The sequence below is a fragment of the Vibrio qinghaiensis genome (genome assembly GCF_002257545.1).
Taxonomy (GTDB): Bacteria; Pseudomonadota; Gammaproteobacteria; order Enterobacterales; family Vibrionaceae; genus Vibrio; species Vibrio ordalii.
On the sequence record NZ_CP022742.1, the window covers coordinates 296,858 to 315,058 of the forward strand.

Consider the following 18,201-nt stretch of genomic DNA (forward strand, 5'->3'; position numbering starts at 1 on the left):
CCTCATTAAATTTCATAACCGTAGACTATTTTTGAAAAGCCTTCCGTAAGCAGCTTTGTATTGTTTAGCTGAGATGAATTTTGATTGGGCAATGTGACAGTAAAATAGTTTTTATATGACAAATTTATGACCAAGCAGATTTCTTTTGTTTTATATGAGGGGTTTTTTATTAAAAATCAGTAATTTATATTTTATTGTCCAGTAGCTATGGGGTGGTTGAATATTTAACGGCGTGAAATATTTGTGAATAAATTCGAAATTTTATCTATTTCTGCTTCACACGTTGACTTGATAGAGTATGTCAGTAAAGGAGGTTGATAATATGATAGACGTCGAGGTATCAAAAATAGGCCTATTGAGAAATCGATTGTAATCAAAATGCAATAAAAACTCTGCAGCATGCCATCAGCTATTTTACTTTTCGCTTTAAAATTGCTCTAAAGCTAAAGCCAGCGGTAACTTTTATTTAGCGGTAACTTTTATATTGACAGCGATTTCTTTTTATATGATATATATGAACATCCGCATATACAGAGATTAATAAAATGTTACCTCATCAGTTTTTTAAATTGCTGTCCGATGAAACTCGAGTGCGTTGTTTATTGATGATTTCTCGTGAAGAGAAAGTGTGCGTTGGCGAGTTATCCGAAGCTCTTGATGAAAGCCAACCCAAAATTTCTCGCCATCTGGCTCTACTTCGTTCAAGTGGCGTGGTGGTCGATACAAGGCAAGGACAATGGGTGTTTTATCGGCTCTCGGACCAACTGCCCGGATGGATGAAAAAACAAATTCAAGGGCTTGTGGACTCCAGTTGCCTGAAACAAGAATACCAACAGGATATGCAAAGGCTAGCAGAGATGAAATCTCGCCCAGCTTGTTGTATTTAGAAGGGATAAAAGGAAATAAAAATGTCTATTAAAGTCGGAATTAACGGGTTTGGCCGCATCGGTCGTTTAGCATTAAGAGCCTCATTTGATTGGCCTGAGATCGAATTTGTGCAGATTAACGACGTTGCGGGTGACGCGGCGACCTTGGCTCATTTGCTCGAATTTGATTCAATACAAGGCCGTTGGCATCACGAAGTGACAAGCGACGGTAATGCGATCATTGCCAACGGTAAGGTTATTCGTACCTCACAACAAAAAGCGATCAGTGACGTCGATTGGTCTGGTTGTGATGTGGTCATCGAAGCCACGGGAAAACACCGCAAGTCTGAGTTTTTGAATCAGTATTTAGCACAAGGTGTCAAACGTGTTGTGGTATCAGCTCCAGTGAAAGAAGCGGGGATTGCTAATATCGTGGTTGGGGTCAATGACCACATCTTTGATCCACAAATACATCAGATTGTTACGGCCGCTTCTTGTACCACCAACTGCATTGCGCCTATCGTCAAAGTGATTCATGAGCAACTGGGTATTGAACACTCATCGTTTACGACCATTCATGACCTGACCAATACGCAAACCATTTTGGATGCACCGCATAAAGATCTACGCCGCGCCCGCGCATGTGGTATGAGCCTTATCCCTACCACAACAGGTTCTGCGACAGCGATTGTGGAAATTTTCCCCGATCTGAAAGACAAAATTAACGGTCACGCGGTGCGTGTGCCGCTGGCCAATGCGTCGTTAACCGACATTATTTTTGATGTGAAACGCGATACCAGCGCGGAAGAAGTTAACGCGCTACTGAAAGCGGCTTCAGAAAATGAGCTCAAAGGCATTCTCGGTTTTGAAGCGCGGCCATTGGTATCGATTGATTATAAAGGCGATCAACGCTCAACGATTGTCGATGCACTCTCGACCATGGTGGTGGGAAAGCGCATGGTGAAAATTTACGCTTGGTACGATAACGAAATGGGTTACGCAACCCGTACCGCAGAATTAGTACGCAAAGTCGGTTTGGCATAAAGGAGCAAAGAAATGACACATCCTACATGGGAACTGTCCGTTGCAGAAAACAGCGCTGGTTTGGTATTGACGCCTTGCCCGGGTACAAAAGATCTTCCTCTGGTTGAGAGTATTGAACAACTGAAATCTCAAGGTGTTACCGTTGTGGTGACGGCTCTAAGTCATGAAGAGATGCAAGAGAAAGGTGTTGGCGACTTACCTAAAGTGGTTGAGCAAGCGGGGCTGCAATGGTTTCACGCCCCAATTGAAGATGATTGCGCGCCCGACCATCAGTTTCAAACGCATTGGCAAAGTATCTCCCCATCACTGCATCAGGCGCTTGCCAAGGGAGATAAGATTGCCATGCATTGCATGGGTGGATCGGGTCGTACTGGTTTACTTGCTGCTCATTTATTGCTGGAGAAAGGTTGGGAACTGCAAAACATTATTACTCAAGTTCAATCATTAAGACCGGGTGCGTTTACCAAAGATGTACAAGTTGAGTACATCAAACAATTTGTTAATCAATAACAGTCCCAAAGAGCTGCCTTAGGCGGCTCTTTTGCAAAGAGAGTGATTATGCTGTCTCAACTCAACCAAAACGTTCGCCAGTACATGCTAGTGACTTTTAATTATTGGAATTTTACCGTCACTGACGGCGCGCTGCGCATGTTAGTGGTGTTGTATTTTTATGATTTGGGTTATTCGACCTTAGCGATTGCGTCTTTGTTTCTCTTTTATGAATTTTTTGGTGTGGTGACGAACCTGATTGGCGGTTGGCTTGGTGCGCGCTTAGGGCTGAATCGCACCATGAATATTGGCCTTGGCATGCAAATATTCGCGCTCTTGATGCTTGCTGTACCTGCGGCATGGTTAACCATTCCTTGGGTGATGGCGGCGCAGGCGTTATCGGGCATCGCAAAAGATCTCAATAAAATGAGTGCAAAAAGTGCGATCAAAACGTTGGTCCCTGACAACGCACAAGGCGCACTCTACAAATGGATAGCCATTCTTACGGGTTCAAAAAACGCTCTAAAAGGGGCTGGCTTTTTTCTCGGTGGCGTCTTGCTCTCTTGGATCGGTTTTCAATATACGGTAGCGGCTATGGCGGTAGTATTGCTGTTGGTTTTTATCGGCAGTTTACTCAGCTTAAAAGCGGATATTGGCAAAGCCAAAACCAAACCGAAATTTTCAGAGATTTTCTCCAAATCGCGCAGCGTGAACATTTTATCAGCGGCTCGCCTATTTTTATTTGGCGCGCGAGACGTTTGGTTTGTGATTGCTTTGCCCATTTATCTCGGCAGCGTTTTTGGTTGGGATCACAGTGCCGTGGGCGGCTTTTTAGCGCTGTGGGTGATTGGCTACGGTGTCATCCAAGGGTTTGCTCCTAAAATAACGGGCAGCGCTTCAGATCAAGTGCCGGATGGGCGCTCTGCGCTCGGTTGGGCGGCGCTATTGGCGCTGATTACCGGTTTTATCGCCTACAGCATTCAAGTTCAGTGGCATCCGGAAGTCGTGATTATCGCGGGATTACTGCTTTTCGGCGCTGTCTTTGCGATTAACTCATCGCTGCATTCCTATTTAATCGTTAGCTATGCCAAAGGTGATGGCGTATCGCTTGATGTTGGCTTTTACTACATGGCAAACGCTATGGGGCGCTTAATCGGTACGGTGCTTTCCGGATGGGTTTTCCAACTGTGGGGTTTAGCGGCGTGCTTGTGGGTTTCGTTTGGCTTTCTGCTGCTGACCACCCTTATTTCGTTGGGGTTACCGAAAAGCAGAGCCGCGCTGACACTTGAACCGTAGTGTCACCAGCGGATGACTATTCCAGTGGATGGAGATTGTGATAGAGTTCGTGCTTTATTGAACGAATTGAGTCAGTCACATGAGATCTTTTGTTGTAAGGGCCCGCGCCGCTTCCACGGATAAACAGACTTTTTTAGCCTCTGTTGGGCAAGAAGCTCACACTGAAATTTTGGCCCACGTACTCATGAACGCTATTTTTACCGCGCAGTCGCATCGTGATGACGTGGTGGTCTATTTGGTGCTGGAAAGTACGCAAGATTTCTCGCGGACTTTATGTTTTGAGTCGAGCCAGTTGCATAATATCGGTGGTTTTCACGAGCAAGCCTTACTGACTAAAATAGGCCACGCCTTAGATGTTTCTATGGGTATGGGCAAAGAGCAAACCCGAGAGGTCGAGCAAGGGCTCACGGTTGAAACCATCAGTTTTGAAAAGTTGGTGCAGCGCCTTTCGGATAGTTACCATTTGTATTTACTGGATAAAAAAGGCGAGAGTGTCCGTGAGCATCAATTTTCTGACGACAGCTGCTTTTTACTTACTGACCACATCCCGATGCCGAAAAAAAGTTGGAACAGCTTAAAGCGCCTTAATACACAGAAAATCAGCCTTGGGCCTCGAATGCTGTTTGCCTCGCAGTGCATTGTGCTGATCCAGAATGAGTTAGATATTCGCGGTCTTTAAAAAGTCTTTTTCAAACTCATTTTGACTTTTTTTATCTGTGCTTCTTTATCAATTGGGCTGTGCTGATCGGAGTGTAAAAAAAGATCCGCATAGTCTTGATAAATCTCTTTTTCTAAAAAGAGTAAGTAAAGCTTCGGATCAATATGGCCTGTAGTGGCCATGGTGGTCATGATCGCGATCGATTCACTGAGCGTTTTGGCCTTTTTATAAGGGCGGTCGCTGGAGGTGAGTGCTTCAAATACATCGGCTATTGCCATGACCCGAGCGGGGATCGAAAGCTGCTCTTCACTTAAACCTCTTGGATAACCCTCGCCATCCATTCGTTCGTGGTGGCTTCCTGCAATATCAGGAACGTTTTTCATATGTTCAGGATAAGGCAACCGCTTGAGCATCATGATGGTTTGCACAATGTGATCATTAATCATAAAGCGTTCTTCGTTAGTGAGCGTGCCACGGCGAATGGACAAATTATAGAGCTCACCTCGGTTATAACGTAGTTCTCCTGGTTGTAAAATAAAGCTTTCCTGCCACAGATCTTGTGGACGACAACCGTTTACCCAGTGCAACTGATGTACGGGTTTATCATCCAGTAAGCGCTCCATAGTGGGCAATGATTTTGCCTCTCCGGCACGTTGGTTCTCTATCCAAGAAGTACCGAGTTGATCATCCAAAGTTCGTTTCCACTCTTTTTGAGCAATTTGCTCTAAGCGGGTTATGTCATCATCATTCATGAATTCGCTGCCAATATTGCATTGCGCGACGAAAGCAAATTCCTCATCGAGGATTTGTTGGTTTTCCAGTAATTGCTGCTTGAGCTCTGGCTCGTTCTTGCCCTGCGCAACACCTTGCCAGTAGTCCGTTTCGGCTTGGCATTTGAGCAGCTCAAAACGCATTCTAATTTCGTGAATTCTGTCATAGATTGTTTCTAATTTAGTCGCTTTATCAATCACATATTCAGGCGTGGTTACTTTGCCACAATCATGCAGCCAAGCGGCGAGCGTGAGCTCTTCCCACTCTTCGTTAGTCATGGAAAATTGTGGGAAATAGGTGTGATCGTTTTCAGCCGCTTTGGTGATCATTTTGGTTAATTCAGGAACTCGTTGACAATGGCCACCCGTATAAGGGGATTTGGTATCAATGGCCGATGCAATCAATTCAATAAACGAGTTGAGCATCTCCTTTTGGCGCTGCATTTTGTCGATATTGTCTTTAGCAATTTCGGCAAAACTGAGCAGCTCTCTTAAAAATGCATGTTTGTCTTGCTGATCAAGAGTGATGGCTCGTTCGTAGCCTAGATTTAATACGCCAACCAACTGCTTATCTCGGTTGAGCAGCGGGAAAAGGTAAAGATCAGAATTGTACAGCTCATCTTTATGTTTGCGCATCGAATTATCGGTTTTAGATAAGTGAACCGTTTGGCCTTTACGCAGTTCGGAGACTAGCCAAGGCATCTCTTCAGACAATTGATTAATGTCGAGCTTAAACGGAATGATGGCGTGGTTTGCTGCGGTGATAAATTGGTTGTTTTCGCTAGCATAAGTGTAGAGCAAAATAGTTTCAGCTCGAGTGATCAAATAACTTTGATGGGTAATCGTTTTGGCCAACACACCGAATTCTTGGTTGCTGGCGGTTTCGCGTAATAGTCGCAGCAAGTCGTGCAGTGTATGCTCCATGAGCTCTATCGATTGGGTTAAATTGGCAACTTCGCGAATCCTGCTTTTTGGATAGCGTGTCTTTTTAAATTCAAAGCGCGTGATGTTGTCGGTCAATTGCACTAGGTTACCTAAAGGGCTGGCAAGCCTTTGTGCCACAAAACCAACCACTGCGAAAGCGATAGCGAGCATGATTAACGCGACAAAAATCTGCTTATCTCGCATCGAGAGTAAATCTGCGATCAAATCATCTTGTGGTACCGCTTCTGCCAGCAACAAGCGGACATTGTCGTTTAAAGCTACTGGCGTTAACGTCACCGACCACGTTGTGCCATTCATATTGAGCGTTTCGTACAAAGTTTGGCTGCTGACCCGATTCAATATTGGTGCAAAAGTACTTTGCTGCAGCTGCTGTGCAATCTGTGAGGGATCTTGCTGTAGATCGAAGTTGGTGTTGTGCTGGGCCAGTGGTCTAAATTGATTATCGAATAGAATGAGTTGAGCACTGTTAGAAAAACCTATCGTACTCATCTGTTTTGACAGTGAGTCAAGCGTGAAATCAGCGCCAAGCACACTCTTTCCATCGACTGATCTACGTGACAGTGTGACGCCGCTCGTTTGTAGGAAGAAAAAGAAATAAGGTTCCGTTAAGCGTATCGCGCCATCTTGACTCGCCGAGGTGAACCAAGGACGCACGCGGGGATCAAATTTATTGTTGTTATCCTCTTTATCGAGCAGGCTTTCAAGGTTCTGGTCTAGATAGATAAAGCGGTTGGTGCCATCCACTTGAGTGTAATGCGCTAATAGCTGAGCTTGCGCGGGGGCATTAAAACGCTGTTTGGCTTTATTAAAGCTCAGCGAGCGAAACGTAGTACAAGCTCCGGCTTCGTCACAATAATAGAGCGCGACCAACTGCGGGTTACGTTGGAAGGTTAGCCAAATGGTGGCGAGTTGGCGTGGGTCAGAGATGACTTTATCCGGTTGGTCAATTACGTTACTAAAAGCTAAAAAATCGAGTGTGGTCAAGATAGGTGCGGCACTTTGTTTAAATGCTGATTCCAGTTTTTTACTGTTTTCGCTACTTAATCCTTGTGCGCTGACCGTCAGTAGTTGCTGACTATGGTGATAACTTATGCCAATCAATACAATGCCGATCACCATGACGAGCACTAAAAAGAGACTCGTAATGTGAATGCTCAGTGAATAACGACGTCGTTTCATAACCAACTCCGAATTGGATGACATTGCTAAGTATTGTTCAATGTGGGTAAGTTGCAAAAAACCATTTCACATCGATGCGTTTTCATCCGGTCAGAAAGTGCCGATACGGTGAATATATCGCCCTTAGATTGAAGTGATATCAGTTGGGCTGTTACACTCAAGCAACGCTGTTGCAATGGAATAACTAAAATGAATCTTGTCGTTGATACTCATACTCACACTTATGCAAGTGGCCACGCTTACAGCACGCTAATCGAAAATGCGCGCTCAGCTAAAGAAAATGGATTGGCAATGTTTTGCACAACCGATCATGCACAGTCGATGCCCGGAGCGCCGCATTATTGGTTCTTCTCCAATCAACGTATTTTGCCGCGCTTTTTAGAGGGTGTTGCCATTATCCGAGGCATTGAGTCCAACATCATGAATCGTGCTGGCGAGATTGATGTACACCCTTCCGTTGACCAAAACTTAGATTGGGTGATCGCCAGTTTTCATGAGCCCGTATTTCAGCCTGCCGATAAAGCGGCGCATACCGAAGCGTTAATCAATGTGATTAAAGGTGGACGAGTGGATGCGCTAGGACATTTAGGCAACCCTAATTTCGATTTTGATTTTGATGAAGTGATCGCTTGCGCTGCCCAGTATCACGTCGCAATAGAAATTAATAACAGCACCTTAAAAGGACACAGCAGGGTAGGGAGTGTCGATCGCTGTTATCAGATTGCTAAAGTGGCGAAAGCACATGGTGCTTATGTTACCACTGGCAGCGATGCCCATTTTTGTCAAGATATCGGCCAACTTCAACTGGCCAGTGAACTGCTTGAGAACGTTGGTATTGCTGCTGAGAAAGTGATTACGCACAGTGTCGAGCAGTTTCTGGCCTTTTTAGCACTGCGCGGGCGAAAAGCGATCGCAGAATATCAAACACTATAAGCCGTAAAGAGGTCATAAAAAATGACAAAAATTTGTCCCTCTTTTATCTTGAGATCCATTAAACTTGGTACTTCTTGCCAGAATAAAAAGAAATAATTATGAAAAAAATAATGATATTAACAGCTTGCGCATTATTTGCGGCTAGCGTGTCGGCGGCTAATGTTGACTTAAAACAGAACATGAAACAAATGAAGCTTGAATTTAAACAAGCGGCAGAAGCGACCAGCGTTGAAACAATGCAAGCACCCATTAATAGATTAAGTCAGTTGGTTGAAGAGTCAAAACTGGGAAATTATCCACCGGAGAAGCAAGATCTCTATTTAGAAGGGTTTAATAAGCTTTCCGTGGCATTAGATAAAATCGAAGTGGATCTTGAGCAAGGAAATTTAGAGCAAGCTCAACAAACGCTGCGCACGGTAGACGAACTGCGTGTTGAATACCACGAGCAGCGTAACCCAAGTATCTGGAAGCGCTTATTTGGTTAATCAGCTTTGTGGCCCTCTCACGATAACGTTGGATTGGCTATAACGTTCAATGGTTCGTGGGGTGGTCACTGCCTGAAAACTGAGCTTGTAAGAAAGGCAGCAGTAGTAAGCCGATCACAGCGGCGCAAACAGAAATGGTGACAAAAAAACCTCGCCATTCGAATTGCTCGACAATAATGGCTAACGGGTAACCGGCGAGCGCTGCGCCCATATACGCAAATAACCCCACAAACCCAGTTGCTGCACCAGCCGAATCTTTGTGAGAACACTCCGCGGCGGCCATACCAATTAACATTTGTGGGCCAAAGACAAAAAAGCCAATCGTAAAAAAGCCAGCGGCTTGGAATACAAACCCCGTTAACGGCATCAGCCACAGCGCTGCCACCGAAAGAAAAATGCCCATTGAAAAAATCAGGTTCATTGGTCCACGGTTGCCGCCAAACAGTTTGTCTGAGCCCCAGCCTGCGACTAACGATCCAATAAATCCACCGACTTCAAACAGAGAAAGTGCGCCATTAGCCGTGATCAAATCATAGCCTTGTTGCTCGGTAAGGTAGATATTTCCCCAATCATTGATGGCAGTACGCACTATGTAGACCAGCACATAGCTCAAGGCGAGCAACCAGATGTACTTATTTCCTAGCACATATTTGTGCAAGATCTGTTTGGTGCTAAGGCCGAGGCCTTCATTTTCTTGTGCCAGTTCAAGGGCGTCATTACGCCATTGACCAACGCTGGGTAAACCTTGGGTCATTGGTTTATCACGCAATCGCCAACATAAGAAAAACCCGCCAACAACGGCTAAACAGCCCGGCACAATAAAACCTTCACGCCAACTAAAATGGAAAGTGAGAAAGCCAACCAGTAATGGGATCAATGCGCCACCCACGTTATGAGCGGTATTCCATAACGCCCACCAAAAACCACGTTCAGAGCGCGAATACCAAGTGGTCAGGAGTTTAGAGCAAGAAGGCCATCCCCAACCTTGAAACCAAGCGTTAAGAATCCAGAGTAAGATGAACATACTGATTGAGCTTGAAAAGCCAAACAGAATATTGATAAAACCGGTTGCCATTAACCCTAAGCCCATAAAATAGCGCGGGTTGGAGCGGTCCGACAAAATTCCAGACAGAAATTTTGAGATACCATAGGTGATGTAAAACAACGTGCCCATGATGCCAATATCACTCTTATCTAAACCGAGGTCAGCAATCATCGCGGGCATGGCGTAATTCAAACTTTTACGCGTGAAGTAGAAAAGCGCATAACCGACATACATCGCCATCATGATGTGAAAGCGCCAATAACGGTACTGCTGGTTAACCTCCTGCGCTGATGCAAGAAGCGGTTTCGGTGGTTGAGAGCGTAGAAAATTTATCATAGTGCTTTATAATTCCACGATTATAAGTGGGGCAGTGTGATGGTAAGCTGAGTGCCATTCTCGCTTAGATCGTGGTTGGCTGTTGTAGACTGACAGTGGCTAATAATCTGAAAGTGGCCACCCAATGCCTCGACTCGCTCACGCATCCCCCGTAAACCAAAGCCGTTCAGCTGCGCTTGTGCTTTGAAACCGATGCCATCGTCGCGGATGCGCAGTGTGACATCACTTGCCAACGAAAACTCAATCACAATGTGGCTAGCTTCCGCGTATTTTAAGGCGTTATTGAGCGCCTCTTGGCACAATCGATAAAGGGTCACTTTGGTGGCATCACTCAGTTTTTGCAGTTGAGCGGTTGAATTCCCCGTCCAAACCACTTGGGTTTGAATGCCGTGCGTCTCAAATTCAAGGTCACGCAGCAGTTGATCCAGTGCTTCGACTAGGCCTAAATCATCCAAGGTTTTGGGGCGTAAACGGGTCAGCAAACTTTTAGTTGTGTCGTAAACATTTAAAGAGAGAGACTCAATGGTTTTAGCACAATGGCTGGTGACGGGCTGAGATTCGACGCGTTGAATAATGCTGGCTTGAGTACGGATAGCGGTAATGTTTTGACCGATCTCATCGTGCAGCTCGCGAGCAATATCGCGCCGAACAGATTCTTCTGCTTTGACTAATTGGCGGGACAAATTTTGGTTACGATCAAGCTGTTGGCGCAGCTTGGTATTGAGATCTCTTTGACGCTGTACACCCATTCCCAGCAAAATGCCGGTTAAACTTTGTGCTGAAAGAGAGAGCAGGAGATCCGTGACTTCCATATTAGAGACACCACTGCGCGCCGCGATCAAGGCAATGCTATTGAGCAACGTGCCGAGCAATGCACCTTGCCAGCCGTAGCGAAACGCGAGCAAAATGATCGGAATGGCTAAACAAAATGGAGCAAAACGCCGAAGTTCATCAGGTAAACCGATTTGCAGTGCAATGCTTAAAATAAATGTCAAAGAATAGAGTAAGACGTGACGCGTGCGAAATTCGATATGGCGAGAGACTAAGTTCGCCGTCAGTGGAACCCAAGTGCTTTGGAAAAGATAATTCCAGATTAAATAGCAGCTTGGCACAATCATTAAGCCAGCTGTGATGCTGACTAACATCACCATTGACGCGGCATGGCCGTGGTAGGTGGTGGCCAGCGTATTAATGATGGCACTGGCGAGGATCAACCCGCCCATCACAATAAAGCGACGCCACTGACTTCCCCGGTAGTAGCGCTGGGCGAGCAGGTTTAATGGCAGCGTTGCGATACTGGCGGCGAGTACTGTCAGCCATTGAGGTTGTTCCATTAGCATGGCGAGCGCAATCGTCAGCCCCCATTCTGCACCATAAATAGCGGGCCAGTAACGTTGTGGACTGTGCAGCGCAGTGCCTAAACGCAGAGCAAAAGGAAAGAAGAAGATCGCCAGTTCCGGATCGTTGACAAAATAATAGGCGATAACCCACAAGCAAAACCAACTGCAAGAGAGTAGAAACCAAGCGCAGAGTGACGTAATAAAATAGCGTGGCATTAGAATGAGTCAGAAAAATATTTCGCTAAGGCCACGTTATTGCTCACGCCTAACTTATCCATGGCATTAGCGCGATGGACATGAATGGTTTTGTGGCTAAGCCCAAGCTTATTGGCGACCGCTTTCACATCCAGCCCGGCGGCCAGCATTTCACTGATTTGCCGCTCACGTTTGGTCAACTGTGCTAATAGCTTTGCCTCGCGCTTGGGAGAGGTGAGTTTAAGCGCAATATCGGGTGTTAAGTAGCAACCACCGTGGGCGCTGGTTCGTACGGCTTGGATAAGTTCATCTGGGCTACAACGTTTGCTTAAGTAGCCTCTTGCTCCAGCCTCCAAGGCTTTTTCGACCATGGCCGCAGAATCGTGAACGCTCAGCATAATGCATGCTATCCCAGAGGGGAGATCTTGCAGCAGCGACAGCCCGCTTTCATCAGGCATTGAAATATCAAGAATACAGACGTTTGCCCCCGTGCCGGGAAGCCCTGCGCGCGCTTCGGCCGCCGAGCTAAATTGGCCGACCACTTGGATGTCGTCTTCAAGGTTCATGAGTTGGGCAAAGCCTGAACGTACCACGATATGGTCATCCACTAGTGCTACTTTGATCATCACAATCCCCGCTGTTTATATTGCCTGAGTAAAAAGGGAGCCTAAATTAACGCCACAGAGGCAATTAAACAAGCAATATATCCCTTTGCTATGGATGCCATTGTAGAGGAGTCTAGCGCGTCAAAAAGGAAGGGGTGACACAATAAAACGCGACACACTCATAAAAGAGAATATCGCGTTTGATTTTGCTGGGAGTTAAGCGTTGGCCGCGGCCAATTTTAGTCTTTTCTCATGGCGGATCTTACGCTCTTCAGCGATAGCGACAAAAATCAGCAGCACGATACAGATCATCGCTGAAGTATCGAGTGCAGCAAAGGTGCCCTTCCAGCCTGTAAGGCCAAAAATTGGTGTACCGTCGGCGATCATACCTAGGCCAAGTTTGGCAAAGCTATCACCAATTAAGTAAGCAAAGGTGCCCTTAACGCCATCGGCGACACTGATCGCTTTTTTCGGCACAAAGCCAACCGCAGCAACACCAATCAGTAATTGTGGGCCAAAAACAAGAAAACCCAGTACGAACAGTGACGCGAGATACATAAACTCGCTGGTGGCGTGCTGATAGAATTCGAGCGCAACAATGATGAGTCCCAATGATACACAGGCGACCAAAGCTCGGCGGCCATTGGCAAGATCAGACAGATAACCCCACATTAAAGTGCCAACTAATGCGCCCACTTCAAACAGAGTGAAGCCTGAAATGGCTGCTTCTTTTGACAAACCAAGTTCTTGATAGGCATACACAGTCGACCACTGGTCGATGCCAATACGCACGATGTAGAGGAAGATGTTGGCAAAGCAGAGTAACCAAATCACTTTGTTTTTCAAAATGTATTCAACAAAGATCTCACGTTTGGTCATTTGGTTTTCTTCCGCAGCAATATCTTCCTCGCTGACCGCTTCATCAAACAACTCTTCGACCGTACCTAAACCGTAGGCTTCTGGAGAATCACTACCGTAACGCAAACCAATGAAACCCACCACTAATGCGATGATTGACGGGAATACGAACATGCCCACCACGTGACCATTAAAGAGATAGTTGGCACCAAACAGTGCTACGCCTGCGGCACATGCACCGCCGACATTGTGCGACATATTCCATAAACCCAAGTAGGTGCCGCGTTTATTTTTGGGCGTCCATTTGGTTATGGTGGAGTAGCTTGATGGCCCACCGGTACTTTGGAAAAAACCGCTTAGCGCATAAAAAGCAACCATTAGGAAAATGCTGACGCTTGAACCGCCCATGCTCATGCTAAATCCAAGCATGGCAATACCAGAAAGGATCAGCATAAAAGGTAGGAATTGCTTCGTGTTTTTGCCATCGGCGTAGTAAGAGACCACTGTCTTACCAATCCCGTAAGTGATGGAAAAACCAAGTCCAATCAGCCCTAGTTGTGTCATCGACAAGCCGTAGGTTGATATCATATCGTTTTGTGCAACGTTGAAGTTTTTGCGCACTAAATACATCGCCATGTAGCCAATAAACACCACAAGGTACGATTGTAAAAATGGTTTGAACCACATTTTACGGCGTTCTGCTACGGGGAGATCGAGGGTCGGTAGCCTAACCTGTTGCAAAAGTTTTAGCATGTGAAATCCTTAGAAAATCACGTCAAAGAAATCTCTGCTGTCAGTCAATTCACACCAGAGTCGAATGGCTAGCAACCGTCTGGCTGCATCATAGAGTGATTGTAAAAATCGGCTTGGCGATTGACTTGAGGGCATGGCCTAACTGAGTTAGGAATATTTCCTAGTTTGGGTGGATTGATAGACAAAGCGTGAATGGAGTCACATTGATATGCATCTTGAAACGTCGTCATTAAGGTAACGATTTGTAGCGAACTTGATGGCATTTGTTAAGTTTTTAGCACTGCCGCACTGTTATTTTTATCATTGCGTTATAGAGTGTCGACAAGAAAAAATTGAGTGTTGCTATGATTCGCCTAAACCGTTTTAACAGAATAATGTTGCTCACCAGCGCGCTCAGTTGGGTGTTGGTGTCGCTTATGCCTGTAATAAACGCGCATGGCAATACGGCGGGGGTTTGGGCCACTGTGCACCATTATTTAATCTGTTGTACTGGCGTTAGAAAATAGCCTTGATTCCTTCCTCTTTTCACTATTCAGAATAAAGCTCTAACGGTAAACCATCTGGGTCGGCGAAAAATGTGTATTCGTGACCAGTGAACTCATCAACGCGGATGGGCTCGACGATGACGCCTTTTTCCTCTAAATACGCTTTGACTTCACTGACACTGTCCACCACAAACGCTAAATGTCGTAGCCCTTGAGCTTCAGGGAAGCTTGGTCTTGGTGGTGTATTTGGAAATGAGAACAGCTCAATTTGTCCGCCATCGGGCAGAGCAAGATCCAGCTTGTATGAATCGCGAGCGGCGCGGTAATTTTCAGCAATAACAGGCAGCCCTAAGATCTGAGTATAAAACGCTTTGGAACGTGCGTAGTCTGAACAAATAATTGCCGCGTGGTGGATTCGTTTTAGCATGATTACCCTTTATTTGTTGAGTTGGCTGACCAAATGTTCAGTGACGTAATCAATGAACACCCGCAGCCTTGCTGGCATGTACTTGGTTTGCGGATATTGCATGGCAATCGAGCCGTAGTAATTACTTTTGATCGTCCAATCGGCTAATAGCCGGACGACGCTGCCTTCAACGAGCGCTTGCTGAATGACAAAATCATGGAAGATGCCGATACCTAAGCCATTTTTCACGCCGTTCAAACGCATTTGTGAGTGGTTCACTGCATAACGGCCTGAGACGGCCACTGTATGGAACTCATCTTCTTTATGAAAATCCCAGAGATGGTCACGCTCGGTTTCTGCAAGGTATAAGCAGTCATGAGCCGTTAATTCGATAGGGTGGGTGGGCGTGCCTCTGGCCGCTATATATTCTGGGCTGGCGCACAACACCAGGTGGGTTTTGCCAATTTCACGCAGTACCAAGTTTTCATCTGGCTTATCAGTCAGTTTAAACGCCACATCAATATTGTGTTTGAATAAATCGATCGCACCATCTGCAGCTCTCAGCTTAAGTTGAATTTCAGGGTATTGAGTTAGAAAAGGAAGCACAAGGGGTTGCAGAACTGAGTTCAAAAATGCTTCGGGTGCCGCAACAGTGAGTGCGCCTGCAGGTTCGGTGTGGTCAGAGGTTGAAAGCTCAACCGCTTGCTGCGCAGCGTTGACCATCAACAGACTTTGATCATAAACGCGCTTTCCTGCCTGAGTGATTAAGAGCTGGCGCGTGGTTCGCTCAAATAACTTCACTGATAGCGCTTGTTCTAAACGGGTAATCAATTTACTTAATGCCGAAGGTGTTACCCCCAGCTTTTGAGCTGCTGCCGTAAAGCTACCTTCATTGACGACGAGAATGAAAGCCGCTAAATCAGGCAGCAGGGCGATAAGACGATGCGTGATCATAATTGTATTTGTGCCTGAAGTTCACTAATGGTTTTCCATGTCATGGGATAATAGTCGTAAATGGGATCAACTAAAATACCATTAAGCGATTTTACAGTGTAAATGAAGGGTCTATTTTCGTTTAGGCTGCCCTACACCATAGCTATTGCGCTATATAAAAATAAGGACGTAGCAATGTCTTCTGCATTTTATCAACAGATCCAAAACCAGCTTGAGGAAATCAAAGCGGAAGGTCTGTATAAATCTGAACGTGTGATTACCTCGCAACAACAAGCGGCGGTCGAAATTTCTACTGGTGAAGAAGTGTTGAACTTCTGTGCCAACAACTACCTTGGTTTGGCTAATCACCCTGCGCTGGTTGAAGCGGCAAAGCAAGGCATGGACAGTCACGGCTTTGGTATGGCTTCTGTGCGTTTCATCTGTGGTACGCAAGATATCCATAAGCAACTGGAACAGAAGCTCTCTCAATTTTTAGGGAAAGAAGATACGATTCTTTACACCTCATGTTTTGATGCAAACACCGGTTTATTTGAAACTATTTTAGATAAAGAAGACGCGATTATCTCTGACGCGTTGAACCATGCCTCAATCATTGATGGTGTGCGTTTATGTAAAGCAATGCGTTTTCGTTACTCCAACAACAACATGGAAGAGTTAGAACAGCAGTTGATCGCAGCCGATGCGGCGGGCGCTCGTAATAAGCTCATCGTAACGGATGGTGTATTCTCAATGGACGGTGTAGTGGCTAACTTGCCTGCCATCTGTGACTTGGCGGATAAATACAACGCCTTAGTGATGGTGGATGATTCTCACGCGGTGGGCTTCATGGGCGCGAATGGTCGCGGCACACACGAATACCACGATGTGATTGATCGCATCGACATCATCACCGGTACCCTTGGTAAAGCCATGGGCGGCGCATCCGGCGGTTACACTTCAGGCAAGAAAGAAGTTATTGATTGGCTTCGTCAACGTTCACGTCCTTATTTGTTCTCTAATTCGGTTGCGCCAGCGATTGTTGCAGCATCGATTCGCGTGCTGGATTTACTGGCAGAAAGCGCTGCGCTTCGCGACCAACTTTGGGATAACGCCGCGCATTTCCGTACTCGTATGGAAGGCGCGGGGTTCACTATGGGTGGCGCGGATCACGCCATCATCCCGATTATGCTCGGCGATGCTATCGTTGCAGCAGAGTTTGCAGAACGAGCACTAGCTAAGGGCATTTATGTTGTTGGTTTCTCGTTCCCTGTTGTGCCAAAAGGCCAAGCTCGTATTCGTACACAAATGTCAGCCGCGCATAGCCGCGAGCAACTCGACCACGCCATTGATGCGTTTATTGCTGTTGGCCAAGAAATGGGGCTCATTAAATGAAAATTAAAGCATTATCCAAACTCAAACCAGAGCAAGGCATTTGGATGACCGAAGTGCCAATGCCTGAACTTGGTCACAACGATCTGCTGATTAAAATTAAGAAAACCGCAATTTGTGGCACCGATGTTCACATCTATAACTGGGACGAGTGGTCACAAAAAACCATCCCAGTACCAATGGTGGTTGGGCATGAATACGTCGGTGAAGTGGTTGGCATTGGTCAAGAAGTTCGCGGTTTTGAATTAGGTGATCGCGTGTCTGGCGAAGGTCATATTACTTGCGGCCATTGTCGAAATTGCCGTGGTGGTCGTACTCACTTATGTCGTAATACTGTGGGTGTTGGTGTGAACCGCACTGGTGCATTTTCTGAATACTTAGTTATCCCTGCGTTTAATGCTTTCAAGATCCCAGATGGTATTTCCGATGATCTAGCCTCGATTTTTGACCCATTTGGTAACGCGGTACACACCGCCTTGTCATTTGATTTAGTCGGTGAAGATGTGCTGATCACTGGTGCTGGTCCAATCGGTATCATGGCGGCCTCAGTGGCGAAACACGTTGGTGCGCGCCATGTGGTGATCACCGATGTCAACGAATATCGCCTTGAACTTGCGCGCAAAATGGGCGTGACACGCGCCGTGAATGTTGCGAAACAAAAGTTAGAAGAGGTCATGAGTGAACTTGGCATGACGGAAGGTTTTGACGTCGGCCTTGAAATGTCAGGCGTACCGAGTGCCTTTAGTTCTATGCTGAAAACCATGAATCACGGTGGTCGTATTGCTTTATTAGGTATCCCACCTTCAGATATGGCGATCGATTGGAACCAAGTGATCTTCAAAGGTTTGGTGATCAAAGGTATCTATGGCCGTGAAATGTTCGAAACTTGGTATAAAATGGCGAGCCTGATTCAATCTGGCCTCGATCTAACGCCTATCATCACTCACCATTACAAAATTGATGACTTCCAAACGGGCTTCGATGCTATGCGCAGCGGGCTTTCTGGCAAAGTTATCCTTGATTGGCAGTAACTCGCTAATCCAATAAATAATAGTCGAAGGTTTTTTTGTCCCTTCGGCTATTATTTGCATTACCATTTGTTACAACATTAAATGTCTTCATTTTTTGTTTACCCCATAAATCTGGCTAGCTAAAAATATATTAAGTGTATGTATTATAATTTAATAAATG

The 18,201-nt window shown here is 45.9% G+C and carries 16 protein-coding genes; 9 read left to right on the plus strand and 7 right to left on the minus strand.

Annotated elements, in window-relative coordinates; genetic code table 11:
• The first annotated feature begins 545 nt into the window (after nucleotides 1-545).
• The 5 genes from CCZ37_RS14590 (at nucleotide 546) to trmY (ending at nucleotide 4,374) form a co-directional block, all read left to right on the plus strand.
• Nucleotides 546-887 (plus strand): metalloregulator ArsR/SmtB family transcription factor, encoded by a 342-nt coding sequence (locus CCZ37_RS14590; protein WP_010317009.1) that lies wholly within the window; start codon nucleotides 546-548, stop codon nucleotides 885-887.
• A gap of 21 nt (nucleotides 888-908) precedes the next feature.
• A complete protein-coding gene (locus tag CCZ37_RS14595) occupies nucleotides 909-1,910 on the plus strand; it encodes an ArsJ-associated glyceraldehyde-3-phosphate dehydrogenase (protein ID WP_010317007.1) in 1,002 nt (333 codons plus the stop codon).
• A gap of 12 nt (nucleotides 1,911-1,922) precedes the next feature.
• A complete protein-coding gene (locus tag CCZ37_RS14600) occupies nucleotides 1,923-2,420 on the plus strand; it encodes a cyclin-dependent kinase inhibitor 3 family protein (RefSeq protein ID WP_094501153.1) in 498 nt (165 codons plus the stop codon).
• 42 nt (nucleotides 2,421-2,462) lie between these two features.
• On the plus strand, nucleotides 2,463-3,695 hold the full coding sequence (gene arsJ / locus CCZ37_RS14605) for an organoarsenical effux MFS transporter ArsJ (RefSeq protein WP_094501155.1): 1,233 nt from the start codon (nucleotides 2,463-2,465) through the stop codon (nucleotides 3,693-3,695).
• 79 nt (nucleotides 3,696-3,774) lie between these two features.
• Nucleotides 3,775-4,374, plus strand: coding sequence for a tRNA (pseudouridine(54)-N(1))-methyltransferase TrmY (trmY, locus tag CCZ37_RS14610; RefSeq protein WP_010317003.1), 600 nt, complete (start codon nucleotides 3,775-3,777; stop codon nucleotides 4,372-4,374).
• Here trmY and CCZ37_RS14615 read toward each other — a convergent pair.
• Nucleotides 4,371-7,247: an HD domain-containing phosphohydrolase gene (locus CCZ37_RS14615; protein WP_167372441.1), complete on the minus strand. Its 2,877-nt coding sequence runs from the start codon at nucleotides 7,245-7,247 to the stop codon at nucleotides 4,371-4,373. The genes trmY and CCZ37_RS14615 overlap by 4 nt on opposite strands.
• A 189-nt stretch (nucleotides 7,248-7,436) precedes the next feature.
• Between CCZ37_RS14615 and CCZ37_RS14620 the strand changes: the two genes are divergently transcribed.
• Both CCZ37_RS14620 and CCZ37_RS14625 read left to right on the plus strand, forming a co-directional pair.
• Nucleotides 7,437-8,180, plus strand: coding sequence for a phosphatase (locus CCZ37_RS14620; RefSeq protein ID WP_010317001.1), 744 nt, complete (start codon nucleotides 7,437-7,439; stop codon nucleotides 8,178-8,180).
• A 98-nt stretch (nucleotides 8,181-8,278) separates the two neighbouring features.
• Nucleotides 8,279-8,665, plus strand: coding sequence for a cytochrome b562 (locus tag CCZ37_RS14625; RefSeq protein WP_094501159.1), 387 nt, complete (start codon nucleotides 8,279-8,281; stop codon nucleotides 8,663-8,665).
• Between the two features lie 46 nt (nucleotides 8,666-8,711).
• Here CCZ37_RS14625 and uhpC read toward each other — a convergent pair whose 3' ends face one another.
• From uhpC to CCZ37_RS14660, 6 genes are all read right to left on the minus strand, one after another.
• Nucleotides 8,712-10,046, minus strand: a complete 1,335-nt coding sequence (uhpC, locus tag CCZ37_RS14630; protein WP_094501161.1) for an MFS transporter — start codon at nucleotides 10,044-10,046, stop codon at nucleotides 8,712-8,714.
• Between the two features lie 20 nt (nucleotides 10,047-10,066).
• A complete protein-coding gene (uhpB, locus tag CCZ37_RS14635; protein WP_094501163.1) occupies nucleotides 10,067-11,602 on the minus strand; it encodes a signal transduction histidine-protein kinase/phosphatase UhpB in 1,536 nt (511 codons plus the stop codon).
• Nucleotides 11,602-12,207, minus strand: a complete 606-nt coding sequence (uhpA, locus tag CCZ37_RS14640; RefSeq protein ID WP_094501165.1) for a response regulator transcription factor UhpA — start codon at nucleotides 12,205-12,207, stop codon at nucleotides 11,602-11,604. Before uhpA ends, uhpB begins: the two co-directional genes overlap by 1 nt.
• Nucleotides 12,208-12,402: 195 nt before the next feature.
• The gene (gene uhpT, locus CCZ37_RS14645) at nucleotides 12,403-13,797 is read right to left on the minus strand and encodes a hexose-6-phosphate:phosphate antiporter (RefSeq protein ID WP_094501167.1); all 1,395 of its coding nucleotides are present in this window, start codon (nucleotides 13,795-13,797) and stop codon (nucleotides 12,403-12,405) included.
• Nucleotides 13,798-14,325: 528 nt separating this feature from the next.
• Nucleotides 14,326-14,709 (minus strand): SMU1112c/YaeR family gloxylase I-like metalloprotein, encoded by a 384-nt coding sequence (gloA2, locus tag CCZ37_RS14655; RefSeq protein ID WP_094501169.1) that lies wholly within the window; start codon nucleotides 14,707-14,709, stop codon nucleotides 14,326-14,328.
• A 9-nt stretch (nucleotides 14,710-14,718) separates the two neighbouring features.
• Nucleotides 14,719-15,642 (minus strand): LysR family transcriptional regulator, encoded by a 924-nt coding sequence (locus CCZ37_RS14660; RefSeq protein ID WP_010318538.1) that lies wholly within the window; start codon nucleotides 15,640-15,642, stop codon nucleotides 14,719-14,721.
• A gap of 174 nt (nucleotides 15,643-15,816) precedes the next feature.
• Here CCZ37_RS14660 and CCZ37_RS14665 point away from each other — a divergent pair, with 174 nt between their 5' ends.
• Entirely contained in the window at nucleotides 15,817-17,013 is a 1,197-nt protein-coding gene (locus CCZ37_RS14665) for a glycine C-acetyltransferase (RefSeq protein ID WP_010318537.1), read from the plus strand.
• A complete protein-coding gene (tdh, locus tag CCZ37_RS14670) occupies nucleotides 17,010-18,041 on the plus strand; it encodes an L-threonine 3-dehydrogenase (RefSeq protein WP_094501171.1) in 1,032 nt (343 codons plus the stop codon). Before CCZ37_RS14665 ends, tdh begins: the two co-directional genes overlap by 4 nt.
• Nucleotides 18,042-18,201: the final 160 nt, after the last annotated feature.